At 66.9% G+C, this 24,288-nt stretch carries 21 protein-coding genes; 13 read left to right on the forward strand and 8 right to left on the reverse strand.

Going from position 1 to position 24,288, the window contains the following annotated elements:
- Position 1: 1 nt before the first annotated feature.
- From ACZ48C_RS22245 to ACZ48C_RS22275, 7 genes are read left to right on the forward strand one after another with little or no spacing between them, the layout of a single operon-like run.
- Positions 2-1,546: a hydantoinase/oxoprolinase N-terminal domain-containing protein gene (locus ACZ48C_RS22245; protein ID WP_464783004.1), complete on the forward strand. Its 1,545-nt coding sequence runs from the start codon at positions 2-4 to the stop codon at positions 1,544-1,546.
- Positions 1,543-2,664 carry a DUF917 domain-containing protein gene (locus ACZ48C_RS22250; protein WP_464783005.1) on the forward strand — a complete coding sequence of 374 codons (1,122 nt, stop codon included), beginning with the start codon at positions 1,543-1,545 and terminating at the stop codon, positions 2,662-2,664. Before ACZ48C_RS22245 ends, ACZ48C_RS22250 begins: the two co-directional genes overlap by 4 nt.
- Before the next feature lie 32 nt (positions 2,665-2,696).
- On the forward strand, positions 2,697-4,259 hold the full coding sequence (locus ACZ48C_RS22255) for an ABC transporter substrate-binding protein (protein WP_464783006.1): 1,563 nt from the start codon (positions 2,697-2,699) through the stop codon (positions 4,257-4,259).
- Between the two features lie 16 nt (positions 4,260-4,275).
- A complete protein-coding gene (locus ACZ48C_RS22260; RefSeq protein ID WP_464783007.1) occupies positions 4,276-5,298 on the forward strand; it encodes an ABC transporter permease in 1,023 nt (340 codons plus the stop codon).
- Positions 5,295-6,134: an ABC transporter permease gene (locus ACZ48C_RS22265; protein ID WP_464783008.1), complete on the forward strand. Its 840-nt coding sequence runs from the start codon at positions 5,295-5,297 to the stop codon at positions 6,132-6,134. Before ACZ48C_RS22260 ends, ACZ48C_RS22265 begins: the two co-directional genes overlap by 4 nt.
- Positions 6,121-7,074, forward strand: coding sequence for an ABC transporter ATP-binding protein (locus ACZ48C_RS22270; RefSeq protein ID WP_464783009.1), 954 nt, complete (start codon positions 6,121-6,123; stop codon positions 7,072-7,074). Before ACZ48C_RS22265 ends, ACZ48C_RS22270 begins: the two co-directional genes overlap by 14 nt.
- Complete coding sequence (locus tag ACZ48C_RS22275) at positions 7,071-7,853, forward strand: ABC transporter ATP-binding protein (RefSeq protein WP_464783010.1); 783 nt, start codon at positions 7,071-7,073, stop codon at positions 7,851-7,853. The genes ACZ48C_RS22270 and ACZ48C_RS22275 overlap by 4 nt, the downstream gene beginning before the upstream one ends.
- A gap of 72 nt (positions 7,854-7,925) precedes the next feature.
- On the opposite strand, the gene ACZ48C_RS22280 is transcribed toward ACZ48C_RS22275, so the two are convergent.
- The 5 genes from ACZ48C_RS22280 to ACZ48C_RS22300 all read right to left on the reverse strand — a co-directional run bounded on the left by ACZ48C_RS22280 (position 7,926) and on the right by ACZ48C_RS22300 (position 13,368).
- Entirely contained in the window at positions 7,926-8,684 is a 759-nt protein-coding gene (locus ACZ48C_RS22280; protein WP_119255464.1) for an amino acid ABC transporter ATP-binding protein, read from the reverse strand.
- A 29-nt stretch (positions 8,685-8,713) separates the two neighbouring features.
- A complete protein-coding gene (locus ACZ48C_RS22285; RefSeq protein ID WP_464783011.1) occupies positions 8,714-9,844 on the reverse strand; it encodes an amino acid ABC transporter permease in 1,131 nt (376 codons plus the stop codon).
- Positions 9,841-11,049, reverse strand: coding sequence for an ABC transporter permease subunit (locus tag ACZ48C_RS22290; protein WP_464783012.1), 1,209 nt, complete (start codon positions 11,047-11,049; stop codon positions 9,841-9,843). Before ACZ48C_RS22290 ends, ACZ48C_RS22285 begins: the two co-directional genes overlap by 4 nt.
- Before the next feature lie 65 nt (positions 11,050-11,114).
- Entirely contained in the window at positions 11,115-12,146 is a 1,032-nt protein-coding gene (locus ACZ48C_RS22295; RefSeq protein ID WP_119255201.1) for a transporter substrate-binding domain-containing protein, read from the reverse strand.
- A 253-nt stretch (positions 12,147-12,399) separates the two neighbouring features.
- Positions 12,400-13,368 carry a LysR family transcriptional regulator gene (locus ACZ48C_RS22300; protein ID WP_119255202.1) on the reverse strand — a complete coding sequence of 323 codons (969 nt, stop codon included), beginning with the start codon at positions 13,366-13,368 and terminating at the stop codon, positions 12,400-12,402.
- Between the two features lie 132 nt (positions 13,369-13,500).
- Here ACZ48C_RS22300 and ACZ48C_RS22305 point away from each other — a divergent pair, with 132 nt between their 5' ends.
- From ACZ48C_RS22305 to ACZ48C_RS22325, 5 genes are all read left to right on the forward strand, one after another.
- Positions 13,501-14,778, forward strand: coding sequence for a serine hydroxymethyltransferase (locus ACZ48C_RS22305; RefSeq protein WP_119255203.1), 1,278 nt, complete (start codon positions 13,501-13,503; stop codon positions 14,776-14,778).
- Positions 14,779-14,874: 96 nt separating this feature from the next.
- A complete protein-coding gene (folD, locus tag ACZ48C_RS22310; RefSeq protein ID WP_318912977.1) occupies positions 14,875-15,768 on the forward strand; it encodes a bifunctional methylenetetrahydrofolate dehydrogenase/methenyltetrahydrofolate cyclohydrolase FolD in 894 nt (297 codons plus the stop codon).
- Positions 15,769-15,788: 20 nt separating this feature from the next.
- Positions 15,789-16,685 carry a formyltetrahydrofolate deformylase gene (purU, locus tag ACZ48C_RS22315; RefSeq protein ID WP_119255205.1) on the forward strand — a complete coding sequence of 299 codons (897 nt, stop codon included), beginning with the start codon at positions 15,789-15,791 and terminating at the stop codon, positions 16,683-16,685.
- Positions 16,686-16,714: 29 nt separating this feature from the next.
- Positions 16,715-17,095 carry a RidA family protein gene (locus ACZ48C_RS22320; protein WP_464783013.1) on the forward strand — a complete coding sequence of 127 codons (381 nt, stop codon included), beginning with the start codon at positions 16,715-16,717 and terminating at the stop codon, positions 17,093-17,095.
- Between the two features lie 71 nt (positions 17,096-17,166).
- Positions 17,167-18,489, forward strand: coding sequence for a D-serine ammonia-lyase (locus ACZ48C_RS22325; protein ID WP_464783014.1), 1,323 nt, complete (start codon positions 17,167-17,169; stop codon positions 18,487-18,489).
- An 84-nt stretch (positions 18,490-18,573) separates the two neighbouring features.
- On the opposite strand, the gene ACZ48C_RS22330 is transcribed toward ACZ48C_RS22325, so the two are convergent.
- Together ACZ48C_RS22330 and ACZ48C_RS22335 are read right to left on the reverse strand one after the other, a co-directional pair.
- Positions 18,574-19,998, reverse strand: a complete 1,425-nt coding sequence (locus ACZ48C_RS22330) for an FAD/NAD(P)-binding protein (protein WP_464783015.1) — start codon at positions 19,996-19,998, stop codon at positions 18,574-18,576.
- A 1-nt stretch (position 19,999) separates the two neighbouring features.
- Positions 20,000-21,415 carry an LLM class flavin-dependent oxidoreductase gene (locus tag ACZ48C_RS22335; RefSeq protein ID WP_464783016.1) on the reverse strand — a complete coding sequence of 472 codons (1,416 nt, stop codon included), beginning with the start codon at positions 21,413-21,415 and terminating at the stop codon, positions 20,000-20,002.
- 239 nt (positions 21,416-21,654) lie between these two features.
- On the opposite strand from ACZ48C_RS22335, the gene ACZ48C_RS22340 reads away from it, so the two are divergent.
- Positions 21,655-22,866 carry an acyl-CoA dehydrogenase family protein gene (locus ACZ48C_RS22340; protein ID WP_464783017.1) on the forward strand — a complete coding sequence of 404 codons (1,212 nt, stop codon included), beginning with the start codon at positions 21,655-21,657 and terminating at the stop codon, positions 22,864-22,866.
- Positions 22,867-23,061: 195 nt separating this feature from the next.
- On the opposite strand, the gene ACZ48C_RS22345 is transcribed toward ACZ48C_RS22340, so the two are convergent.
- Positions 23,062-24,276 (reverse strand): SfnB family sulfur acquisition oxidoreductase, encoded by a 1,215-nt coding sequence (locus ACZ48C_RS22345; RefSeq protein ID WP_464783018.1) that lies wholly within the window; start codon positions 24,274-24,276, stop codon positions 23,062-23,064.
- Between the last annotated feature and the right edge of the window lie 12 nt (positions 24,277-24,288).

The raw sequence follows: 24,288 nt of genomic DNA on the forward strand, positions 1-24,288 counted from the left end.
CATGCTGCGCATTGGGGTGGATGTGGGCGGAACCAACACGGATGCGGCACTGCTGCGCGGCACCGAGGTTCTGGCGACGGTGAAGTCCTCGACCACGGCGGACGTGACCTCGGGCGTGAGCGCGGCCATCCGCACGGTGCTCGCCGAGGCGGGCGTCGCCGCCGGCTCGGTCGATGCCGTCATGATCGGCACCACGCACTTCCTCAATGCCGTCGTCGAAGGCCGGCATCTGGAAAAGGTCGGCGTACTGCGCCTTTGCGGCGCCTCCACCCGGTCCCTGCCGCCGATGATCGACTGGCCGGACACGCTTCGCCCCGTCGTCGACGGCGGCGCCGCGCTGGTCGGCGGCGGCGTCAACTATGACGGCTCGGAGATCGCCCCGCTCGACGGTCCGGCGATCCGTGAGGCCTGCCGTGACTGGCGCGCCCGCGGCATCGGCGCCGTCGCCATCTGCTCCGTCTTCGCGCTGGTCGATCCGCGCATGGAAAACGAGGCGGCCGAGATCGTCGCCGAGGAAATGCCGGACGCGGCGATCAGCCTGTCGCACCGCGTCGGCCGCACGGGCCTTTTGCCGCGCGAGAGCGCCACAATCCTCAATGCCAGCCTCCACACGCTCGGCCGCGAGACGGTCGGCGCCTTCCGCGCGGCGTTTTCAGCGCTCGGCCTTAACTGCCCGCTCTATCTGACGCAGAACGACGGAACGCTGATGACGGCGGACTTCGCCGAGCGTTATCCGGTCTTCACCATCGCCTCCGGCCCGACCAATTCCATGCGGGGCGCGGCCTTCCTCACCGGGCTTTCCGACGCCGCGGTCATCGACATCGGCGGCACCACCACCGATATCGGCATGCTGGTCGCCGGCTTCCCGCGCACCCGCAGCGAGGGCGCGATGATCGGCGGCGTGCCGACCAATTTCCGCGTGCCCGACGTCTATTCCTTCGGCCTCGGCGGCGGCAGCATCGTGCGGCCCGGCGACGCGCCGACGGTCGGCCCGGACTCGGTCGGCTTCCGCCTGCCGGAAAAGGCTCTTTGCTTCGGCGGCGATACCCTGACGGCGACCGACATCGCGGTGGCCGCCGGCCTCGTCGATCTCGGTGACCGCGACCGCCTTTCGCAGATCACGCCCGATTTCGCCCGCCGGATGCTGGCGCAGATGAAGGAGAGCATCGAGACGGTGCTCGACCGCATGAAGCCGAGCGCGGAGCCGATCCCGGCCATCCTCGTCGGCGGCGGCTCGGTGCTCGTCGACGGGCTGCTGGAGGGCACCTCCGTCTCGCTGAAGCCGGATCACTTCGGCTCGGCCAATGCCATCGGCGCGGCCATCGCGCAGGTCTCCGGCGAGGTCGACAGCGTGGTCTCGCTGGAAGGCACGACGCGTGAGAAGGCGCTTGAAAGCGTGGTGGCCGAGGCGCGCGCCCGTGCGGTCGAGGCGGGCGCTGCGGCCGAGACGGTGACGCTCGCCGAAATCGAGGAGACGCCGCTGGCCTACCTGCCCGGCAATGCCGTGCGCATCGCGGCGAAAGTCATTGGAGAACTCAGGGCATGAAGTACTGGACGCTCACCGAGGCGGATATCGACCGGATCGCGGTCGGCTGCGGCATTCTCGGCACCGGCGGCGGCGGCAGCACCTATCACGGCTCTCTGCGCGCCAAGGCGCTGCTGCGCGAGGGCAAGCGCATCCGCATGGTGCGCCCGGCCGACATGGCGCCGGACGCACAGATCATCGGGATCGGCGGCATCGGCGCGCCGACCGTCGGCATCGAGAAGATCGCCGAGGGCGGCGAGGGCGTGCGCCTGATGCACGCACTCGAACGGCATATGGGCCGCAAGGTCGATGCGCTGCTCGGCGACGAGGTGGGCGGCGGCAACGGCATCGCGCCGATGCTGACGGCGGCCATGGTCGACCTGCCGGTGGTGGATGCCGACGGCATGGGGCGCGCCTTCCCCGAAGTGCAGATGACGACCTTCTTCATCCACGGCCAGCCGGTACAGCCGGCGGCACTTGCCGATGCCGACGGCAACGTGCTGATCGTCACCGAGGCGACCACGCCGAAGATGCTGGAAAAGCTGCTGCGCGCCAGCACCATCGCCATGGGCTGCACGGCGCTGATGACGACCGCGCCGATGTCCGGCGACTTCGTGCGCCGCTTCGGCGTGCCGCACACGACGAGCCAGGCCTGGAGCCTCGGCAATGCGGTGCTGAACGCCCGCGCCGCCAAGGAGGATCCGGTCGAGGCAATCCTCAGGCAATCCGGCGGCATGCGCCTGATGCGCGGCAAGGTCACCGACATCGCCCGCCGCGTCAGCGCCGGCTTCAACCGCGGCATGCTGACCGTCGCGGGACTCGACGAGGATGCGGGGCGCTCGATCGCCATCGAGATCCAGAACGAATACCTCATCGCCCGCGAGGGCGAGACGATCATCACAATGGTGCCGGATCTGATCTGCATCGTGGATTCGGAAACCGGCCGCGCCATCGGCACGGAAGAGCTGCGCTACGGCCTGCGCATCGACGTGCTCTCCATGCCCGCGCCGGTGCTGCTGCGCAGCGAGATCGCGCTGGAATCCGTCGGCCCGCGGGCCTTCGGCTATGATTTCGACTTCGTGCCCGTCGGCATATCCGCCGATGCGCCCGCCGTTCCGCAATATGAAGAAGACGCCTGACCGTCCGCCCACCAACCTCCCGGGAGACCGACATGAATCGCCGTAATTTCCTGAAGACGACCGCTCTTGCCGCCCTTGCCGCCGCCGGCACCCGCTGGAACCTCGCGATGGCGCAGGGCACGGGCAGCATCTTCACCCTCGCCTGCCCGACGAGCTTCCCCGACCTCGACCCTGCGACCTCGTTCTCCAATGACGGCGCGGTGCTCGCCAATGTCTATGAGAGCCTTGCCCGCTACATTCCGGCGACCGACACGACCGCTGCGAAGATCGAGCCGCTGCTCGCCACCGGCTGGGAGGTCAGCGAAGACGGCAAGACCTGGACCTTCACCCTGCGCGACGGCGTGACGTTCCACGACGGCAGCCCGCTCACCTCCGAGGCCGTCAAGGGCTCCATCGAACGCACGAAGAAGATCGCCGGCGGTGCCTCCTTCATCTGGGGACCGGTGACGGCCATCGAAACGCCTGAGCCGCTGAAGGTCGTCTTCAAGCTCTCCGAGCCGCAGCCGCTCGACCTCATCGCCTCGGCCGGCTTTGCCGCCTGGATCTATGCGCCGTCGTCCTTCGACAAGGACAATGCCTGGTTCAACGCCGGCAACGACGCCGGCACCGGCCCGTTCCGGATCTCGCGCTACGAGCCCGGCCAGCGCGCGGTGCTCGAGCGCGCGGAAGGCTATTGGGGCGAAGTGCCCGAAGGCGCCTTCCAGACGGTCTCCTTCGAGATCGTCGAGGATGCGACGCTCGCCCAGAACATGATCGAGAGCGGCCAGGCCGACTGGACCTACAGCCTGCCCTACGAGAACCTCGAAGCGCTGAAGTCCAATCCGGACCTCAACGTCGTCGTCAACCCGTCCTTCGAGACGCTGTTCGGCCTCTACAACGTCAAGCGCGCGCCGCTCGACAAGCTGAAGGTGCGCCAGGCCCTGTCGCTCGCCTTCCCCTATGACGATATCATCGCCGCAGGGACCAGCGGCTTCGCCACGCGCGCCAAGGGCGTCGTTCCGGCCGGCATCTGGGGCCACGACGCGGACGCGCCGGTTCCGAAGACCGACCTCGAGGCCGCCAAGGCGCTGCTGGCCGAGGAAGGCATCGAGCCGGGCCTCGAACTTACCATGACCTATTCCACCTCACAGGCGCTCGAAGCCGTCGCCGGTGAACTCTGGAAGGCCAATCTCGAAACCCTCGGCATCACGCTGACGCTGCAGCCGATGGCCTGGGAGGCCCAGTGGCAGCTCGGCAAGTCGAACCCGGAAGCCGCGCAGGACATCTTCGTCATGTTCTGGTGGCCGACCTTCGTCACGCCCTACGACTTCCTCTTCAATCTGTTCCACAGCGAGGAGAAGCCCAACTTCAACCTCGGCTACTACTCAAACGCCGATGTGGATGCGAAGATCGACGAAGCGGCGAAACTTTCCGGCACCGACCGCGCCCGCGCGGAAGCCCTGTTCATCGAGGCGCAGCGCAAGATCATCGAGGACGCTGCGGCCGTGTTCATGCTGGACCAGCCCAACATCCACGTCATCCGCGCGGACGTGAAGGGTTATGTCGACAACCCGGCCTACGGGCACGTCAACTTCGTCAACAAACTGAGCCGGTAAGGCTTACGGCGGTCCGATGGAACTTCTCCGCTACATCCTGCGCCGCATGATCCTCTCCGCCTTCGTGGTGGTGGGGGTGACCTTTCTGGTCTTCATCGTGGCGCAGGTGGTTCCCTCGGACCCCGCAGCGCTCTATGCCGGCCCCCGCCCGACGGCCGAGCAGATCGAGAAGGCGCGTCAGGAACTCAATCTCGACGCGCCGCTTCCCGCCCGTTTCGCGACCTTCGCCTCGGCCATGGCCTCCGGCGATTTCGGCGTCTCCTACAAGTCGCGCCGGCTGATCGCGGAAGACCTTCGGGCCTATCTTCCGGCGACGCTGGAGCTCGCGGTCTTCTCCACCGGCCTTGCCCTTCTCATCGGCATTCCGCTCGGTGTCGCCGCCGCCGCGCGGCAGGGCCGGTGGCCGGATCGGCTCGGCAGCCTCGGCTCGATCGCGGCCGTCGCCATGCCGACCTTCTTCCTGGCGATGCTGCTGCAGCTTGTCTTCGCGCAATGGCTCGGCATCCTGCCGCTCTCCGGACGCCTGTCCCGCGAGATCGCCATTGCCGCGCCGTTGCAGATGGTGACCGGCTTCAACCTCATCGATGCGATCCTCGCCGGGCGCGCCGACGTCTTCGGCAATGCGCTGGCCCACCTGATCCTCCCGGCCCTGACGCTCGCTTCCTATCCCGCCGGCGTCGCCATGCGGCTGACGCGCTCGGCGATGATCGAGATCCTGGAGCGCCGCCACGTCGTCGCCGCCCGCGCGCTCGGCCTTTCCGAGCCGCGCATCCTCTTCGGCCACGCGCTGCCGAACGCCATGGGGCCGGCGCTGACGGTGATCGGCCTCTCCTTCGCCTATGCGCTGACCGGGGCGGTGCTGGTCGAGATCATCTTCGCCTGGCCGGGCCTCGGCCGCTATGTCTCCGAAGCGATCCTCGCCAAGGACTTCCCGGTCATCGCCGCCGTCACCATGGTGGTGACGATCTGCTATGTCGTGATGAACCTCCTTATCGACATCGCCCAGGCCCTGGTCGACCCACGGGTGGCGCTCTCATGACACGTTTCGTTCAACGCCTCGGCTGGCCGGGCACCATCGCCCTCGCAATCGTCCTCCTCTTCGTCGCCGCCGCGATCCTCGCACCGTGGATCGCGCCCTATCCGGCGCAGGGCGCCGGCGCGCCGAACGTCATCGCCAAGCTGCGCCCGCCCTCGGCGGAATACTGGCTCGGCACGGACCATCTCGGCCGCGACATCCTCAGCCGCATCATCTACGGCACCCGCGTCTCGCTGACCAACGGCGTGCTGATCGTCGCCTTCTCGCTGCTCATCGGCCTGCCGGTCGGGCTAGCCGCCGGCTATTTCGGCGGCTGGATCGACGAGGCGTTGATGCGCGGTACGGATGTCTTCCTCGCCTTCCCCGCCCTGCTTCTCGCCGTCCTGATGGCCGCTGCGCTCGGGCCGGGCTTCCTCAACAGCATCATCGCCGTCGCCGTCACCTGGTGGCCCTGGTATGCCCGCCTTGCCCGCGCGGAAGTGCTGGTGCTGCGCGACCAGCCCTATGTCGAGGCCGCGCGCCTTGCCGGCGTCTCGCATCCGCGCATCATCATAAGGCACATCCTGCCCGCGACGGGCCGGCCGCTGACCGTCCAGGCCGCGCTCGACGTCGGCCCGGCGCTGCTGACGGCCGCCGCCCTCTCCTTCCTCGGCCTCGGCGTCCTGCCGCCGACCGCCGACTGGGGCCAGATGGTCGATGCCGGGCGCAAGTTCTTCCCCGCGCGCTGGTGGTATTCGGCCATGCCCGGCATGACGATCTTCATCGTGGCGCTCGCCTTCAGCGTGCTCGGCGACGCGCTGCGCGAGCGCAAGGGAGGTGCCGCCCGTGCCTCTGCTTGATGTCCGCGACCTTTCCGTCAGCATCCCGACGCCGGACGGCGACGTCCATGCCGTGCGCTCCGTCAGCCTTGAGATCGAGCGCGGCGAAATCCACGGCGTCATCGGCGAATCCGGCTGCGGCAAGACCATGACCGGCATGGCGGCGCTCGGCCTCGTGCCGAAGGGCGCGCGCATTACCGCCGAGCGCTTCCATTTCGACGGCGAGGACCTTCGCGAAAATGCGGCGCGCCTGCGCGGCCGGCGCATCGGCCTCATCTCGCAGGACCCCGCCGCCGCGCTCAATCCGGTGCTCTCCATCGCCCGCCAGCTCGACGACGTGATCCGCGCCCATCGCGACATGTCCCGGCAGGCCCGCCGCGCGGAAGCCCTATCGCTTCTGGCCGCGACCGGCCTTCCCGACCCGGAAAGAGTGCTGAAGAGCTATCCGCACCAGCTCTCGGGCGGCATGCAGCAGCGCGTCGTCATCGCACAGGCGCTCGCCACCGGCGCGGACTTCCTGATCGCCGACGAGCCGACGACGGCGCTCGACGTCTCGGTCGGCGCGCAGGTGCTGGCGCTCCTGCGCAAGCTCGTCGCCGAGCGCGGCCTGACCGTATTGATGATCACCCACGACATGGACGTGATCGCAGAGGCCTGCGACCGGGCGACCGTGCTCTATGCCGGCCGCTCAGTCGAGACCGGGCCGGTCGCCGCCGTGCTGCAAAGTCCCGGGCATCCCTATACCCGCGCGCTCCTCGCCGCCCTTCCCGATGCGGGACCGCACGGCGCGCGCCTCGCCGCCATCGAGGGCTCGATCCCGCCGCCACGCTCGGCCATCACCGGCTGCGCCTTCGCGCCGCGCTGTCCGCAGGCCATGCCCGTCTGCAGCGCCGAGCCGCCGCCCGAGCGCCGCCGCTATGCCCATCGCTGGCTGTGCCACCTGCCGGAGGACGCAGCATGACCCCGATGCTCGACGTCGAAACGCTCGTCATCCGCTACCGCGCCGGTCTCTTCGCCGCGCGGCCGAAGCCCGCCGTCAACGGCGCGAGCTTTCGCCTCGAAAGGGGCGCGACGCTCGGTATCGTCGGGGAAAGCGGCTCCGGCAAGACGAGCCTGCTGCGCGCCATCCTGCGGCTTCTGCCGGTCGAAAGCGGCGCGATCCGGCTCGACGGGCAGGACTGGCTGGCGCTGAAAGGCGACGCGCTTCGAAAGGCGCGCCAGAAGATCGGCGTCGTCTCGCAGAACCCCTTCCTGTCGCTGAGCCCGCGGCTCACCATCGAGGAAATCCTCGCCGAACCCATGCTGGCGGCCGGCCGGCGGCAGGGCGCGGCCATGCGCGAGAAGATCGCAAGCCTCCTCTCCGACTGCGGCCTTCCGGCCGACTTCCTCGCAAGGCGTGCCCGCGAGCTTTCCGGCGGACAGGCGCAGCGCGTCGCCATCGCCCGCGCGCTGGCGCTGGAGCCCGGCCTCCTCATCCTCGACGAGCCGACCTCGGCGCTCGACGTCTCCGTGCAGGCGCAGATCCTCAACCTGCTCTCGGACCTCAAGGAAAGCCGTGGCCTTTCCATGCTCTTCGTCACGCACAACCTGAAGGTCGTCGCGCATATCTCCGATACGCTCCTCGTCATGCGGCGCGGCGACGTCGTCGAGTTCGGCCGGACCGAGGACGTGATCCACGCGCCCGCCGAGGCCTATACGCGCGAGCTCCTGTCCTTCGGCCGCAACCCGGCCATCGGCTGATCATTCCCCCAAACGACGACGCCGACCCCGGGGCTTCCCGGGATCGGCGCAACATGTCGGGCTAAATGCCCTTTAGTGCTTGAGCACGCGGGCGAGGAAGGAGCGCGCGCGCTCATTCTGCGGGTTGTCGAAGAACTCGTCCGGCTTGCCGATCTCCAGGATCGAGCCCTGGTCGATATAGACGATACGGTCGGCGACTTCGCGGGCGAAGCCCATTTCGTGCGTCACGATCATCATCGTCATGCCGTCGGCGGCAAGCTCACGCATGACGTCGAGCACTTCGCCGATCATTTCCGGGTCGAGCGCCGAGGTCGGCTCATCGAACAGCATCAGGTGCGGCTCCATCGCCAGCGAGCGGGCAATCGCCACGCGCTGCTGCTGGCCGCCGGAGAGCTGGCCGGGATATTTGTGCGCATGGGCCTTGAGGCCGACGCGGTCGAGCAGCTTGAGGGCGGTCGCCTCGGCCTCGGCCTTCGACTTCTTATGCACGCGCATCGGCGCGATGGTGATGTTCTCCACCACCGTCTTGTGCGGGAAGAGGTTGAACTGCTGGAACACCATGCCGACGCCCTTGCGGATGGCCGCAAGCTCGCGCTCGCCGCCGAGCAGGCGGTCTTCCTCGACCGGCACATGGTAGCCGTCGACGACGAGGCTGCCGTTCTGGTACATTTCGAGGCCGTTGACGCAGCGGATCAGCGTGGACTTGCCCGAGCCGCTGGCGCCGATCACCACCACCACCTCGCCGCGCGTGACGGCAAGGTCGATGCCCTTGAGGACGTGGTGGCTACCGTAGAACTTGTTGAGGTTCTTCATTTCGACGATGGTGCTCATGGAGCGGCCTCCGGCATTGTTCGTTTCGCTCATCGGGTGCCTCGCGCAAGGTGCTTTTCGAGCTTCCGGGCGACGAAGGTGATCAGGGATCCGACGAGGAAATAGGTCAGGAACAGGAACGAATAGACTTCATAGGTGCGGTCGCCATATTGCGGATTGGCGAGGATCATCTGGCCGGCGCGCAGGAAATCGGTAAGGCCGATGATGAAGACCAGCGGCGCGGTGTTGAAGATGTCGAGCACGTTGCCGACGAGCGGCGGCACCACAACGCGAAGGGCCTGCGGCAGGACGATCGAGCGGTTGATGTCGAACTCGCTCATGCCGAGCGAACGGGCGGCTTCCGTCTGGCCGCGCGGCACGGCCTGCAGGCCGCTGCGCACATATTCGGCGACATAGGCGGAATAGAACAGCGTGAAGCCGATCATGCCGCGCACCACGTCGGCAAGGTTGAGCTGCGGCGTCAGCACGGGCATCAGGATCCAGATCCAGTAGACGACCATGATGAGCGGCACGGAGCGCATGACCTCGATATAGGCGGTCGAGATCCAGCGGACGCTGGAAAAGCGGCTGCGGCGGCCGAAGGCGAGCAGGATGCCGAGCGGCAGCGTGACGATCGAGGTGACGAGCGTCAGAAGGATGCTGAGCAGCAGGCCGCCCCAGAGGCCGGCGCCGGGCGGCGCCATGACGGCGAAGATCGCGATCAGGCCGACGAAGCTGGCCGGCACCAGGACCCTGCGGACGGCCGGAAGACCGGAGCTCGCCGCCCAGCCGAGGGCAAAGAGCGCGACGGTCGCTGCGACCAGCGCAACGTTGGCGGGGTTCTCCGTCCCGGTGAGGACGAGCGAAGCCGCAATGACGGCGAGAAGGCCGCCGGCATGGCGCATGCGGAAGGCGAAGACGCAGCCGAGCGCCGCGCCCAGAAGGACGGCGATGATCATCACCGCCACCCAGGTGCGCCAGATCTGATCGGCCGGGAAGATGCCGATCATCAGGACGCGCAGGCTCTGCGGAATGATATCCCACCGCGCCACCGTCAGCGCCCAGCTGGCGATCTGCCAGAGGAGCCAGAGGACGCCGGGAATGACCGTCAGGGACAGGAGGGCGTCGAACGGCTTGCCGAACAGGTTGTGCCGCGACCATTTGAGAGATTTTGCGATCATCGCGAGGCTCCGCGTTTGCTCATGCGGCGGTCGGCAAAGTCGACGGCGGCGCTGATGGCCCAGCTCAGGATCAGGTAGGACACCATGACGATCACGATGCCCTCGAGGCTGTGGCCGGTCTGGTTGGCGATGGTGCCGTAGATATTGAAGAGTTCGGGATAGCCGATGGCGATACCGAGCGCCGTGTTCTTCGTCAGGCTGATATACTGGTTGCCGAAGGACGGCAGCACGACGCGGAAGACCTGCGGCAGGATGATATCGTTGACCGTATCGCGGCGGGTAAGGCTGAGCGAGGCGGCTGCCTCCCACTGGCCTTTCGGCAGAGCGTCGATGGCGCCGCGCACGATCTCCGCGATGTAGGAGGCGCTGTTGAAGACGATGGCGAGCAGCAGCGCGGCCATTTCCGGGCTCATGCTGGTGCCACCGCGCGCCTGGAACTTCGAGGTGACGGGAACGTCGAGGCCCAGCACGCCGGTCGCGAACATGACGCCGGCAAGAACGACGGCCGCGCCGGCGCACATCCAGCGCGCCTTCTTCTGCCGGATGAAGATCAGGCCGAGCACGGCCGCCCAGAAGAGGATGGCTGCGCCGAGGGCGAGCGGCGAGGAGCCGCCCTGCCACGCGGGCGCGGGGAAATAGAGGCCCTGCTGGCTGATGACGACGCCGTAGAACTTGGCGGCCGCGGCAATCGGCGGGAAATGCAGGACGACGGCGAAATACCAGAAGACGAGCTGGATCAGCAGCGGCGTGTTGCGCACGAACTCCACGCACCAGAAGGAGAGGTTGCGCACCACCCAGTTGGTCGAGAGCCGGCCGACGCCGAGCAGCGTGCCGAGCACGGTGCTGAGGATGATGGCGAGTATCCCCACCTTGATCGTATTGAAGATGCCCGTAATGAAGGCCTGCGCGATCAGGCGATCCGACGTGAAGTCCGTCAGGCCCGGCCAGAAGCTGCCGTCGAAGACGAAGGTCTTGCCTTCGCTGATGTCGAAGCCGGCGGCGTCCCACAGGAACGAGAAGCTGAACTTGATGCCGTGGCGGGCAAGCCCTTCCTTCACGGCATAGCCGAAGAGAACCACCAGGACGACAGCAGCCGCGATGACGGCGAACTGGATGGCGTCATACCGGATCCGGTTGCGCCGGCGGCGGGCCAGAAGATCGTCGTCGGCCGGAACTCCGGCCGCGTTCGCTTGGTGCACAGTCATATCGAGATACCAGAGCCGAAGGAGGGACCGGGGCGGAATGCCGCCCCGGTCCGGTCATGAAAGGATCAGTTCCAGAGGGGCGAGTAGATCGAGCCGCCCTGCGACCACTGGGCGTTCGGCGTGCCCTTGCGGTCGAGGAACATCTTGGTGTTCGGGCCGAGGTTGCGGTCGTAGATCTCGCCGTAATTGCCGACGGCCTTGATCGCCTGCATGACGAAGTCGTCGGACAGGCCGAAGTCCTTGCCGTAACCGCCGCCGACGCCGAGGAACTTCTGGACGAAGGGATCTTCGCTCTTCAGCTTCTCTTCGAGATTGGCCTGGGTGATCTCGGACTCCTCAGCCTGGAACAGGCCGTAGGTGACCCAGCGCAGCGCGTTGCGCCACTTGGAATCGTTCGCCGCGACGAAACCGCCGAAGGGCGACTTGTCGAGCGTGTCGGGCAGGATCAGGTAATCGGCCGGCTTCGGCGAGTTGCCGGCCCAGGCGGCGAGTGCGGACTTGTCCGTGCTCATCGCGTTGCAGCGGCCGGAATTGAGGGCGGCGAACAGCTTTTCGAGGTTTTCGTAGGTGAGAACCTTGGAGCCTTCCCAGCCGCGCGCCTTGAAGGCGCTGGTGAGGACCGTCTCGGTCACCGAGCCCTGTGTCGTGCAGAAGGTGGCGCCGTCGAGATCGGCGAACTCCTTAACGCCGGAATCCGTCTTCACCATGATGCCCGTGCCGTCGTAGAAGTTGATCGGCAGGAAGTCGATGGCGATCGAGGATTCGCGCGCCGGCTTGATGGTGGTGTGGGCGAAGACGACGTCGACCTGGTTGGTCAGCACCGCGTCGAAGCGGCTCTTGTCCGTGACGGTGACGAACTTGACCTTCGAGGCATCGCCGAGAACGGCGGCCGCGACGGCGCGGCAGAAGTCCACGTCGAGGCCTTCCAGCTGGCCGGTCGTGGTGTTCAGGTAGCCGAAACCGGGAGCCGTGTTGTCGGTGCCGCAGTTCAGCGTGCCGCGCTGCTTGACGGTATCGAGGACGGAGGCCGACGCCTGACCTGCGGTAAAGGCAAGACCGGCAAACACGCCGGCCGTGAGGAGCTTCATCAGTTTCATTGCATTCCCCTGTGAATATCGCGACGGCTCGCACCCCGGTGCGCAGCCCTGTTCTCTTGCCGAGATCTGATTTGGGCGATAGGCAACAGCGGCTCTTGCCGTTCTGCAGCGATTGTTCCCGCCATTGGCCTAAGTCCGCCGTCTGGTATCCAGATTACGAACCCATATCAATCGACAAATGAACGATATGAACAGGGTTTATTCAGGTCTACTTAATTCTGCTTTACGTACTCTTTAGCAAAATTGATCGAACTCAGCCGCCGGCGGCCTCCACGGGCGTTGCGCCAAGGCCGATCTTCGGCTCGCCCTTGCCGGTCGGCAGGCGGCGGCGGGAATCGATCCGGGCATTCACCTCGGCGATGAAGGCCTGCACGGCGGGGCTGCGCTTTTCCCCCTTGCGGAAGGCGAGCGAGATCTTGCGGCGGATCTCCGGCTCCACCTTGCACACCCAGACATCCTCCAGGTCGTAGCTCGCGCGAAGGCCCGGCAGGATCGAGATGCCGTAGCCCTCGCGGATCAGCGCGATCGTCACCTCGAAGCCCTTGCAGCGGGCGATGATATTGGGCGTGAAGCCGGCATCCTGGCAGGCGTCGGTGATCATGCGATTATAGGCGGAGGAGGCTGTATCGAGCGCCCAGCGCTCGTCGCGAAGCTGGTGCAGCATCACCGTCGGCTGCTCGGCGAGCGGATGGGTCTGCGAGACCATGACGTTGAAGACGTCCTCCATCAGCGGGATCGTCTCGATATTGGGATCGAGCGCGCCGGCGGGGACATTGAGGTCGTCGATGATGGCGATATCCGTCTGCCAGCTTCGAAGCGCCGCGAGGCTTTCGGCCGGCTCCATCTCGTCGAACTGCACCGTCAGATGCGGGTGGAGGCGGTGCAGCTCATGGATGGCGCCCGCCACCACCGCCGCGGCGACGGAGGGAAAGGCCGCCACCCGCAGCTCGCCGGCAATCACCTTCTTCAGTTCCGCGATGTCGGCGCGGGCCGATTCGAGCTCGATGAGGATGCGCTCCGCCCGCTCGACGAGCTGCTTGCCGGCCGGCGTCAGCTCGACGCCGCGACCGCGCCGCTCGATGAGGTCGATCCCCACCTCCTGTTCCAGAAGCGCGATCTGCTGCGAGACGGCGGACGGCGAGACGTAGAGCGCCTCGGCCACGGCCGCCATGGTCTTGCGGATCGACAGTTCGCGCAGCGCGCGCAGGCGGGCAAGGTCCATTCTCTCCTCCTCCAATCGTTACGGAAATGATTAGCAGATCAGAACGCATGTGCAAATATTATTAACTTTTTCTGGATCGAAGCCATCGCTAGCCTTTCTCCAAGCCCTCATACCCTTCCGCGGAGACAGGTCATGACCGAACAGACGAAAGCCTATTTCAACACGCCCGTCCACGAGCGCGACCCGCTCGTCGCACAGGCGCTCGACAACGAACGCAAGCGCCAGCAGGACCAGATCGAGCTCATCGCGTCCGAGAACATCGTCAGCCGCGCCGTGCTCGACGCCCTCGGCCACGAGATGACCAACAAGACGCTGGAAGGCTATCCGGGCAACCGCTTCCACGGCGGCGGCCAGTTCGTCGACGTCGTCGAGCAGGCGGCCATCGACCGCGCCAAGGAACTCTTCGGCTGCGCCTATGCCAACGTGCAGCCCCATTCGGGTACGCAGGCGAACCTCGCCGTCTTCTTCCTGCTGCTGAAGCCGGGCGACAAGGTTCTCTCGCTCGACCTCGCCGCCGGCGGCCATCTTTCGCACGGCATGAAGGGCAACCTTTCGGGCCGCTGGTTCGAATCGCACAATTACAATGTGAATCCGGAAACCGAAGTCATCGACTATGACGAGCTGGAGCGCATCGCCGAGGAGGTCCGCCCGACGCTGCTGATCACCGGCGGCTCGGCCTATCCGCGCGAGCTCGATTTCGAGCGCATGGGCAAGATCGCCAAGAAGGTCGGCGCCTGGTTCCTCGTCGACATGGCGCATATCGCCGGCCTCGTGGCGGGCGGCCAGCATCCCTCGCCCTTCCCGCATGCCGACATCGTCACCTGCACGACCACCAAGACGCTGCGCGGCCCGCGCGGCGGCCTGATCCTCACCAACAACGAAGCCTGGTTCAAGAAGCTGCAGGCCGCCGTCTTCCCGGGCGTCCAGGGTTCGCTGCACAGCAACGTGCTCGCCGCCAAGGCCGTCTGCCTCGGCGAAGCGCTGCGCGACGACTTCAAGGTCTACGCCGCACAGGTCAAGGCAAACGCCCGCGCGCTCGCCGAAACCCTGATCGCCCGCGGCGTGCGCATCGTCTCCGGCGGCACGGACACCCACATCGTGCTGGTCGACCTGTCGAGCAAGGGCCTGATCGGCAAGCAGGCGGAAGACCTCCTCGCCCGCGCCAACATCACCGCCAACAAGAACCCGATCCCGAACGACAGCCCGCGTCCGCCGGAATGGGTCGGCATGCGCCTCGGCGTTTCGGCGGCCACCACCCGCGGCATGAAGGAAGACGAGTTCCGCACGCTCGGCAACATCATCGCCGACCTCATCGAGGCGGAAGCCGCCGGCAAGGCCGACGACGTCGTTCCGGGTGCCAAGGCCAAGGTCGCGGAACTCACCGCCGCCTTCCCGGTCTACGCTCACTAGGCGCGGCTTCTCACAACCGCAGTGGAGTGCCGCGCCGCAAGCGCGGCGCTCTTGCCGGCCCATGACCGGGCCTTGGAAGATGCGAAAGGGAACGTCATGGGAATGGATAGAATTGCCGCCGGTGCGATCATCGACGGCAAGGCCTTCGCGGCCGGCCTCTTGGAAGACGTGGCGGCGAAGGTCGCCAAGCTGAAGGAAACGACCGGCGCCGTCCCCGGCCTTGCCGTGGTCCTCGTCGGCTCCGATCCCGCAAGCGCCGTCTATGTCGGCTCGAAGCACCGCCAGACGGTCGCCGCCGGCATGAATTCCTTCAAGCACGAGCTTGCGGCCGATACGACGCAGGACGAGCTGATGGCGCTGATCGGCCGGCTGAACGTCGATCCCGCCGTGCACGGCATCCTCGTGCAGCTTCCGCTGCCCGCCCATCTCGATGCGAACGCCGTCATCCAGGGCATCAATCCCGACAAGGATGTCGACGGTTTCCACATTTCCAATGCCGGCCGGCTTTCCACCGGCCAGCCGGCGCTGGTGCCCTGCACGCCGCTCGGCTGCCTGATGCTGTTGAAGGACCGCCTCGGCGGCAACCTCTCCGGCCTTCATGCCGTGGTGATCGGCAAGTCCAACATCGTCGGCAAGCCGATGGCGCAGCTCCTGCTTTCGGAAAACTGCACGGTGACCATCGCCCATTCGCGCACGAAGAACACGCCGGAACTCTGCCGCGCCGCCGATATCCTCGTCGTCGCCGTCGGCCGTCCGGGCCTCGTGCGCGGCGACTGGATCAAGCCGGGGGCCGTGGTCATCGACGTCGGCATCAACCGCGTGGAGATCGACGGCAAGTCGCGCATCGTCGGCGACGTCGCCTTCGAGGAAGCCCGCCATGCCGGCGCGATCACGCCGGTTCCGGGCGGCGTCGGCCCGATGACCATCGCGTGCCTCCTCTCCAATACGCTCACGGCCTTCCGCCGCCAGCATTCCGTCACCATCGACTGATCGACCCGAAAGGATCGCCAATGTCCGCTCTTTCCAACCGCTATGCCCTGCGCGTCGCCTGCCCCTCCATCCGGGGCGTGACCGCCGCCATCGCGACCTATCTCTCCGCCAACGGCTGCAACATCTCCGACAGCGCCCAGTTCGACGACAAGAGCACGGGCCGCTATTTCATGCGCGTCAGCTTCCAGTCCGAGGAAGGCCGCACGCTGGAGGAGTTGCGCGAAGGCTTTGCCGAGATAGCCGCGACCTATGAGGCCGACGCCGAATTCTTCGACGAGACGACCAAGCGCAAGGTCATCCTCATGGTGTCGCGCTTCGGCCATTGCCTCAACGACCTGCTCTACCGCTGGCGCATCGGGGCGCTGCCCATCGACATCGTCGGCGTCATCTCGAACCATTTCGATTACCAGAAGGTCGTGGTGAACCACGATATCCCCTTCCACCACATCAAGGTGACGAAGGAAAACAAGCCGGAGGCCGAGGCCGAGCAGATGCGCATCGTCGAGGAGACGGGCGCCGAGCTGATCGTGCTCGCCCGCTACATGCAGGTGCTCTCCGACGAGATGTGCAGGAAGATGTCGGGCCGGATCATCAACATCCATCACTCGTTCCTGCCCTCCTTCAAGGGTGCGAACCCCTACAAGCAGGCCTTCGAGCGCGGCGTGAAGCTGATCGGCGCGACATCGCACTATGTCACCGCCGACCTCGACGAAGGCCCGATCATCGAGCAGGACACCGTGCGCGTGACGCATGCCCAGAGCGCCGACGACTATGTCAGCCTCGGCCGCGACGTGGAGAGCCAGGTGCTCGCCCGAGCCATCCACGCCCATATCCACGGCCGCGTCTTCATGAACGGCAACAGGACCATCGTCTTCCCGCCCTCGCCCGGCTCCTACGCCTCCGAGCGCATGGGCTGAGGCCCGCATCCGACATTGGAGAACATGCCATGATCCAGGAAATTCACACCACCGACGCCCCGGGCGCCGTCGGCCCGTTCTCGCAGGCGATCAAGGTCGGCGACCTGCTCTTCGTCTCCGGCCAGCTGCCGATCGACCCGGCGACGGGCGAGTTCAATTCGGACGATGCAATTGCCCAGGCCGAGCAGTGCCTGAAGAACCTCGCTGCCATCGCGGCCGCCGCCGGCACCAGCCTTGCCAATACCGTCAAGACCACCGTGCTCCTGACCGACCTCGGCAAGTTCGCCGACATCAACGCCGTCTATGCCGGCTTCTTCTCGAAACCCTATCCGGCGCGCGCCTGCTATGAAGTGAGCGCCCTTCCGAAAGGCGCGAAGGTCGAGATCGAGGCCGTCATCGCCCTTGCGTGACGGCGCAAGGTGCGGGAAACCGGACACGCCCTCTTTGTTGCCGAAGCGGCCGCTTCAGACAGGAAGCCGACATGACGATTGAACTGCCGAACGATCCCGCCCGCGCGGACGTGCTTGCCGCCCGCCCGACGCTCTGGACCAATCCGCGCTACCGAGACAATGCGATCGCCGACGCGTCGCTGCCGCTCGACCCCAGTGACGTGGATGCGGCGGAAGCGAACTGGAAGCGCCTCGCGCCGCTGCTTGAGACCTGCTTTCCCGAACTGGCGGCGGCCTCCGGCGCGATCCGCTCCGAGCTGATCGAGCTGAAGGCGCTGCGGGACGGCCTCGGCTATGGCGACCCGGAGTTCGGCCGGGTCTTCGTCAAGGCGGACAATGCCCTGCCGGTCGCCGGATCCATCAAGGCCCGCGGCGGCGTCTACGAGGTCTTCGTCTATGCCGAGGAACTGGCGAAGCGCGAGGGGCTGCTGAAGGACGGTGACGACATCCGCACGCTTGCCGGGCCGGATGCGAAAGCCTTCTTCTCCCGCTACACCATCGCCGTCGGCAGCACCGGCAATCTCGGCCTCAGCGTCGGCATCGCCGCCCGTGCCCTCGGCTTCAAGGCGACGGTCCACATGTCTTCCGACGCGAAAGCCTGGAAGGTCGAGCGCCTGAGGAAACTCGGCGTCGAGGTCGTCCAGCACGAGGCGGATTATACGACGGCGGTTGAAAAGGCCCGCGACGTCGCCGAGAGCGACCCGACCATCTATTTCGTCGACGACGAGCAGTCCCGCCGCCTCTTCCTTGGCTATAGCGCCGCCGCCTCGGAGCTCGCCGCGCAGCTTGCCGATGCGGACGTAACGGTCGATGCGGAGCATCCGCTCTTCCTCTACTTGCCCTGCGGCATCGGCGGCGCACCGGGGGGCGTTGCCTATGGCGCCAAGCGTATCTTCGGCGACAACGTCCATTGCTTCTTCGTCGAGCCGGTGCAGTCGCCCTGCGCGCTCGTCCACATGATGAGCGGCGCGAAGGACCTCGTTTCCGTCTACGACGTCGGCCTCACCAATGTCACGGAAGCCGACGGCATGGCGGTCGCCCGCATGTCCGCCTTCGTGGCGACGGTGATGCGCGATATGCTCGCCGGCGTCTTCACGGTCGACGACGCTTCGCTCTTCCGCTGGCTCCTGCTGGCCCACGAAACGCAGGATATCCGCCTCGAGCCCTCCGCGACGGCAGGCTTCGCCGGGCCGGACTTCATCGTGAAGCATCCGCAGGGCCGGGCATTCTGCAAGGCGCAGCGGATCGAGAGCCACCTTGACCGGGCGACCCACATCGTCTGGACCACCGGCGGCTCCTTCGTGCCGCAGGAGCAGTTCGAAGCCTTCCTGAAGACGGCGGCCGAGAACCGGTAACGCCACGCAAGCTCCGCCCCGCGCCGTCGTCCGTCTGGAGCATTTCCAGCAAAAGTGCGAAGCGGTTTTGCGTTCGGAAATGCTCTAAAAGCGCGGCGTGCGCGCGCCCGCCATCCGGTGCGCGACCTTCTCCGCCACAAGGAGGGCGTGCTCCGTCACCTGCGGCAATCCCATCAGCTCGCCGAAGGTCCCGCGCGCCAGCGGGCCGGCGATGAAAAGCGTTTCGGCGGCCTCTCCATTCGTGCCGATGGCGCGGCTGTCGTCGTCGACCGCAAGGCCGAGGCCGACCGTATCGAGCTGCAGCGCACCCGATGCCGCCAGCGCCTCGAGAAACGGCTGGCTCGACAGGATCGCGCGATGGCCCGGCCCCGTCGTCACCACCACGGTATCGTAATGCTCCACGAACGGCCGTCCGCCCCGGCGCGGCCGGAACGTCACCGCGATCGTGCCGTCCGCCCGAAGCGCGGCATCGGCGAGGGAAGCCGCATGGATATGCAACGAGCCGGCCGCAAGACGCCGGTCGATGACGGCCTCCACCTGCGGCGCGATGCGGAAGCGATGCACATCCCAATAGGGCCGGAGGAAGCGGACGAGGCGGCGGCGCTCGGCGACGGGCAGCGCGCGCCAGATCGCGCCCCCCTCGCCGCGCAGCCTGTCGAAGACGGCATGCCAGGTGATGCCCTCCCCCGCCGCCTGTTCGAGCGTGCGGCGGACGCGGCGGAGAAGCTCGCGCGCCGAACGGGCGGGAGAGGTCGTGAAGTCGCCAAACGGCTCCTGCGAAAGGAGGGTGTGCCCGCGCGAGCGCAGGCCCCGGCGCGAGACGGCGGTGATCGGTCCTTCATGCCCTGCCGCATCGAGCACGGCGATCACGTCGGCCGCGGTCAGCCCCGTGCCGACGATGAGCACGCGATCCTTGCGGGAAATACCGGCAAGCGCGCCCGGCACCGTGGCATCGGGAATATAGGCCGGGTGGCCGGCAAGCGCCCGGTCGAGGACGGCGGGCGCCTGCGGGCTTGGATGGGTCGCCGCCACCACAACGCAGTCCGCCTTCAGGACGGAGCCATCCGCCGCCGCGACCCGCCATCCGCCGGCCGTGGCCGTCACGGCGCGAACGCGGCTGCGGCGGTGCTCGATCCGCCCCGCGGCGACGAGCGGCCGGAGCGTGGCATCGACATAATGCCCGAAGGCCGAGCGGCGCGCGAAGATGCGGCCGTCCCTCGTCACCGCCTCGCCGTCATCGGCAAGGGCGCCCGTTTCGAGCAGCCAGCGCTCGAAATGCGTATCGTCGCCGGGAAGGAGCGTCATGCGCGCGGCCGGCACGTTGATGCGGTGGACCGGCTCGTCCGTGTCATAGGCAAGACCGCCGCCGAGCATGGCGCGCGGCTCGTAGACGACGATCCGCGCCGTGCCTTCGGGCAGCAGCCGGGCGAGATGATAGGCGACGGCCGCGCCGGTGAAGCCGCCTCCGACGATCGCGACGACCGGGACGGATATCGCGCCGACGATCATCTCAGGCGCCGACGGATTTGAGGGCGGGAACCGCTTCGGCCTCGCGGCGCTTCACCGCCTCGATGTCGCGGTAGCCGTCGGCGGGGTGGGTCTTCGGCAGGTACGGCCCTTCGCCGAAGAGCTTTTCGCGAAGCGTCCCCGGCCTGTAGGCCGTCGGATAGGCGCCGCGCCTCTGCAATTCCGGCACGATATGGGCGACGATGTCCTCGAAGCTGTCGGGCGTCACCGCATAGGCGAGGTTGAAGCCGTCGACATCCGTATCCTCGACCCACTCCTGCAGGATGTCGGCGATGCGCTCCGGCGAGCCGACGAAGACCGGCCCCATGCCGCCGATGCCGCCGAACTGCGCCAGCTCCTCGATGGTCCACGACTTGTCGCCGCCGGCAATGTGCTCGACGAAGGAATGGATGGCGTTGGTCTCGATCTTCTCCACCACGTCCGCCGGCGCATATTGCCCGAAGTCGATGCCGCTCCAGCCGGACATGAAGGTGAGCGAGCCGTCATAGGAGACATAGCTCCTGTATTCCTCGAATTTCTTGTGCGCCTTCTCCTCCGTCTCGTCGGTGATGACGGTGACGAGCGTGTAGATATAGACCTTCTTCGGATCGCGGCCGGCGGCGGCGATGCGCTGGCGGATGTCGGAGACATAGGCCTTCAGCACCGCTTTCGTCGGCGCGGCGACGAAGATGCACTCCGCATGGGCGGCGGCGAAGGCCTTGCCGGGACCGGACGCGCCGGCCTGGTAGAGAACCGGCGTGCGCTGCGGCGAGGGCTCCGTCAGGCCATAGCCCGGCACTTCGAAATACCTGCCCTTGTGGCCGATCTCGTGAACCTTTTCCGGATGGGTAAAGATGCGCTTCTTGCCGTCGCGGACCACCGCTCCCTCCTCCCAGGAACCTTCCAGAAGCTTATACAGCACTTCGACATATTCCGCAGCGACCTCGTAGCGATCGTCGTGCCGGCGCAGGCCGCCCTGCCCGACATTCCTCGCCCCGCTCTCAAGATAGGAGGTGACGATGTTCCAGCCGACGCGGCCCTTGGAATGATGGTCGGCCGTCGCGAGGCGGCGGGCGAAGGTATAGGGGTGCTCGAAGGAGGTGGACGCCGTGATGCCGATGCCGAGATGCTCGGTGGCGAGCGCGATGGGGGCGGCGAGCTGCAGCGGATCGTTCACCGGGAGCTGCGCGGCCTGGTGGATGGCGTGATAGTTGGAGCCCTTGTAGACATCATAATAACCGATGACGTCGGCGATGAAGATGCCGTCGAAGACGCCGCGCTCCAGCGTGCGCGCGAGATCCTGCCAATAGTCGAGGTCCTTGTATTTCCACGACTTGTCGCGCGGATGCGCCCAGAGGCCGGGCGACTGGTGGCCGACGCAGTTCATGTCGAAGGCGTTGAAGCGGATAGGACGGGCCATGGGTCTCTCCAGAATAGCGAGGATGCCGGACGGCATCGTTCGCAGGCGAGGATAGCGCGGGCTTTCCTTAAATACAGAAATTCTATCTTTTATATAGAATAATTTCGGGAATGCCTTTTCTCGCGGCCGTCCTGCCCCTCTGGGAATATGTCCGGCGCGGCGGGACGCCCGTCCGCCAACCTTCACCCCTCCTTGCCGTGGCGCCTGCCCGGAAGGAAACCGACAGCAGGAGACCCGCCATGACCGCCCTACACCTCGTCAAGGAGCCCGATCCGCAAGCCGACCGGGCCCGCCTCTTCGCGAAAGCCGAGGAGATTTCCGCCGATCTCGCCCGCCGAGGCGCGCAGCTCGATGCCGAGGGCAAGCCGCCGCTGGAGGAGATCGACCGGCTGAAGCGGGAAGGCCTGTTGACCGCGCTGCATCCGGCCGGGATCGGCGGCGGCGGACTCGACTGGGTGGACGGGCTGCGGCTGGTGCGCATCCTGGCGCGCGGCGAAAGCTCGATCGGCCAGTTGCTCGGCTATCACTTCGTCAACAGCCAGTATGTCTACTGGGCCGCCGACGATCCGGACAGGGCCTGGACCCTCGGCGCCGAGACCGTCGAAAAACGGCTCTACTGGGGCGCCGCCGTCAATCCGCGCGATCCGGGCCTGACGCTGACCCGCAGCGGCGACCATTACCTCCTCAACGGCCGCAAGACCTTCTCCACCGGCGCGCGTGTCTCCGACCGCATCAATGCCAGCGCCGCCTTCGGCGAGGCGGTCGCCAGTCTCGTCCTGCCGACCGACCGGCCCGGCTACATCGCCAATGACGACTGGGACAATATCGGCCAGCGGCTCTCCGACAGCGGCAGCGTCGATTTCCGCGACTTCCCGGTCTACGAGAGCGACTTCCTCCTGCCGCTCGCCGCCAAGGATGCCGCGCCGCCGGTGCTTGCGACGTTCAACACGCCGCTGATCCAGCTCGTCTTCGTCAACTTCTATCTCGGCACGGCGGAGGGCGCGCTGGCAGCCGCCGCAGACTATGTGCGGACGACGACGCGCCCCTGGATCACCTCCGGCGTCGAGAAGGCGAGCGAGGATCCGTATATCCTCGAGCGGATCGGCGAATTCCGTGCGGCCTTGAAGGCCTCAGCGGCGCTTGCCGATGCCGCCGCAACCGCCGTTCAGTCAGCGCTTGCGCGCGGCCGGGCCGTCACCGCGCGCGAACGCGGCGAGGCGGCGATCGAGGCCTATGAGGCCAAGGTCAACGCCACCCATGTCGCGCTCGACATCACCGCCCGCGTCTTCGAACTGACCGGTGCCCGCTCGACGGCCTCGCATTACCGCTTCGACCGCTATTGGCGGAACGTGCGCACCCACACGCTGCACGACCCGGTATTCTACAAGGCCCGCGAGGTCGGCGACTTCGTGCTCAACGGCCGCGTGCCGGAGCCGAGCCTTTATAGCTAGGCTAGACACTCCCAAGCCCACCATCCGCCGGCATGCCCGGCGGATGGATCCTCTGCTCAAGGCCGAGGATGACGGCAGCGGGCGGGGCAACCTCGCCGGCAAAAGGCTTCTCATGCTCTTCCTTCGTTCACGCAAAAAAGGCCGCAATCCCGAAGGATTGCGGCCAGGCGACCACCCCCACCACGAGGGTTGATTTCAGAGCGCGCCGTTTCTCGGCGGCGTGACGCCGTTGAGGTGATAGTTGCCGACGACGTGGTATTTCCAGCGCACCGGATCGTGCAGCGTGTGGGTGCGGGCGTTGCGCCAATAGCGCTCGAGGTTGAGGCCGCGTTTGGTGGCGGAGGTGCCGGCCAGTTCGAAGAGCACGTTGGCCGCATCGATGGCGAGTTCCGTCGTCAGCACCTTGGCGGCGGCGACGGCGAGGGTTGCCGCGACGGCACTTTCCGCAGTGAGGTTCACCTGCGCCAGGTCGACCTTCCGCCCGGCCCGCTCCAGCGTCGCCTCAGCCGCCTCGACGCGGATGGCGAGCTCGCCGATGCGGGCGATGGTCAGGGGATCGTCCGCCGCGCGCTCGACGCCGCTGTCGGTCCACGGCCGCGCCTTGTCGCGGACATAGCCGATGGTCTCCTTTAGCGCCGCGCGCGCGATGCCGAGATCGATGGCGGCATGGATGATCTGGCCGACCGAGCCGATGGTGCCGGGTCGCTCAAAACCCTTCTGGTGCGGCACGACGGCATCGGCCGGCACGTAGACGTCGCGCAGGATCGTCGTGCCGCTGCCCGTCGTGCGCTGGCCGAAGCCGTCCCAGTCGTCGACGATCTCGATGCCTTCCGTCTCGCGCGGCACGAAGGACATGGTGAGGCGGTCTTCCCCATCCAGCGCGAAGATCGCCACCCAATGGGCAAAGAGCACGCCGGTCGAATAGAATTTCCGACCGTTGATGCGGAAGCCGGCACCGTCGGGGTTAATGCGTGTGTTGTAGTCGCCGACGGTCTTCGTGCCGACCTCGGAAAGCGCGTTGCCGAAGCGGTCGCCGGCAAGCGCGCGGCCGAAATAGAAGCGCTTCTGCGCCTCGCTGCCGTCATGGCGCAGGGCTTCCAGGATGTAGAAGTGGTTCTGCGGGATCTGGCCGATGGAGCTGTCGGCCTCCGACAGGATCGCCGTCACCTCGGCCAGGACGGCATTCGACACGTCGATGCCGCCATAGTCCGCCGGCACCGTTATGGCGAGGAGGCCGGAGGCCGAAAGCCGGTCCAGCTCGGCGAAGGGAAGCGCGCGCTCGTAGTCGCGCCGGCTCGCGCCGCCCTCGAATTCGGCGGCAAGCGAGCGGGCGACGGCAAGCGCCTCGTCCTCACTGGCGATGCGGTGGGCGGTCTCCTGCCGTTCGGCGAGCCGGGTGACGCTGCTCATGGTCGTTCCTTT

It is taken from the genome of Shinella sp. 1A1, from assembly GCF_055379515.1.

What these genes read in the sequence shown, in the direction of transcription:
- ACZ48C_RS22275 (WP_464783010.1), top strand. Translation starts at nt 7,071, where the DNA reads ATGACCCCGATGCTCGACGTCGAAACGCTCGTCATCCGCTACCGCGCC.
- ACZ48C_RS22325 (WP_464783014.1), top strand. Translation starts at nt 17,167, where the DNA reads ATGACGATTGAACTGCCGAACGATCCCGCCCGCGCGGACGTGCTTGCC.
- ACZ48C_RS22330 (WP_464783015.1), bottom strand. Translation starts at nt 19,998, where the DNA reads ATGATCGTCGGCGCGATATCCGTCCCGGTCGTCGCGATCGTCGGAGGC.
- ACZ48C_RS22285 (WP_464783011.1), bottom strand. Translation starts at nt 9,844, where the DNA reads ATGATCGCAAAATCTCTCAAATGGTCGCGGCACAACCTGTTCGGCAAG.
- folD (WP_318912977.1), top strand. Translation starts at nt 14,875, where the DNA reads ATGGGAATGGATAGAATTGCCGCCGGTGCGATCATCGACGGCAAGGCC.
- ACZ48C_RS22280 (WP_119255464.1), bottom strand. Translation starts at nt 8,684, where the DNA reads ATGAGCACCATCGTCGAAATGAAGAACCTCAACAAGTTCTACGGTAGC.
- ACZ48C_RS22340 (WP_464783017.1), top strand. Translation starts at nt 21,655, where the DNA reads ATGACCGCCCTACACCTCGTCAAGGAGCCCGATCCGCAAGCCGACCGG.
- ACZ48C_RS22335 (WP_464783016.1), bottom strand. Translation starts at nt 21,415, where the DNA reads ATGGCCCGTCCTATCCGCTTCAACGCCTTCGACATGAACTGCGTCGGC.
- ACZ48C_RS22345 (WP_464783018.1), bottom strand. Translation starts at nt 24,276, where the DNA reads ATGAGCAGCGTCACCCGGCTCGCCGAACGGCAGGAGACCGCCCACCGC.
- ACZ48C_RS22255 (WP_464783006.1), top strand. Translation starts at nt 2,697, where the DNA reads ATGAATCGCCGTAATTTCCTGAAGACGACCGCTCTTGCCGCCCTTGCC.
- ACZ48C_RS22295 (WP_119255201.1), bottom strand. Translation starts at nt 12,146, where the DNA reads ATGAAACTGATGAAGCTCCTCACGGCCGGCGTGTTTGCCGGTCTTGCC.
- ACZ48C_RS22260 (WP_464783007.1), top strand. Translation starts at nt 4,276, where the DNA reads ATGGAACTTCTCCGCTACATCCTGCGCCGCATGATCCTCTCCGCCTTC.
- ACZ48C_RS22250 (WP_464783005.1), top strand. Translation starts at nt 1,543, where the DNA reads ATGAAGTACTGGACGCTCACCGAGGCGGATATCGACCGGATCGCGGTC.
- ACZ48C_RS22290 (WP_464783012.1), bottom strand. Translation starts at nt 11,049, where the DNA reads ATGACTGTGCACCAAGCGAACGCGGCCGGAGTTCCGGCCGACGACGAT.
- ACZ48C_RS22305 (WP_119255203.1), top strand. Translation starts at nt 13,501, where the DNA reads ATGACCGAACAGACGAAAGCCTATTTCAACACGCCCGTCCACGAGCGC.
- ACZ48C_RS22320 (WP_464783013.1), top strand. Translation starts at nt 16,715, where the DNA reads ATGATCCAGGAAATTCACACCACCGACGCCCCGGGCGCCGTCGGCCCG.
- ACZ48C_RS22265 (WP_464783008.1), top strand. Translation starts at nt 5,295, where the DNA reads ATGACACGTTTCGTTCAACGCCTCGGCTGGCCGGGCACCATCGCCCTC.
- ACZ48C_RS22300 (WP_119255202.1), bottom strand. Translation starts at nt 13,368, where the DNA reads ATGGACCTTGCCCGCCTGCGCGCGCTGCGCGAACTGTCGATCCGCAAG.
- purU (WP_119255205.1), top strand. Translation starts at nt 15,789, where the DNA reads ATGTCCGCTCTTTCCAACCGCTATGCCCTGCGCGTCGCCTGCCCCTCC.
- ACZ48C_RS22245 (WP_464783004.1), top strand. Translation starts at nt 2, where the DNA reads ATGCTGCGCATTGGGGTGGATGTGGGCGGAACCAACACGGATGCGGCA.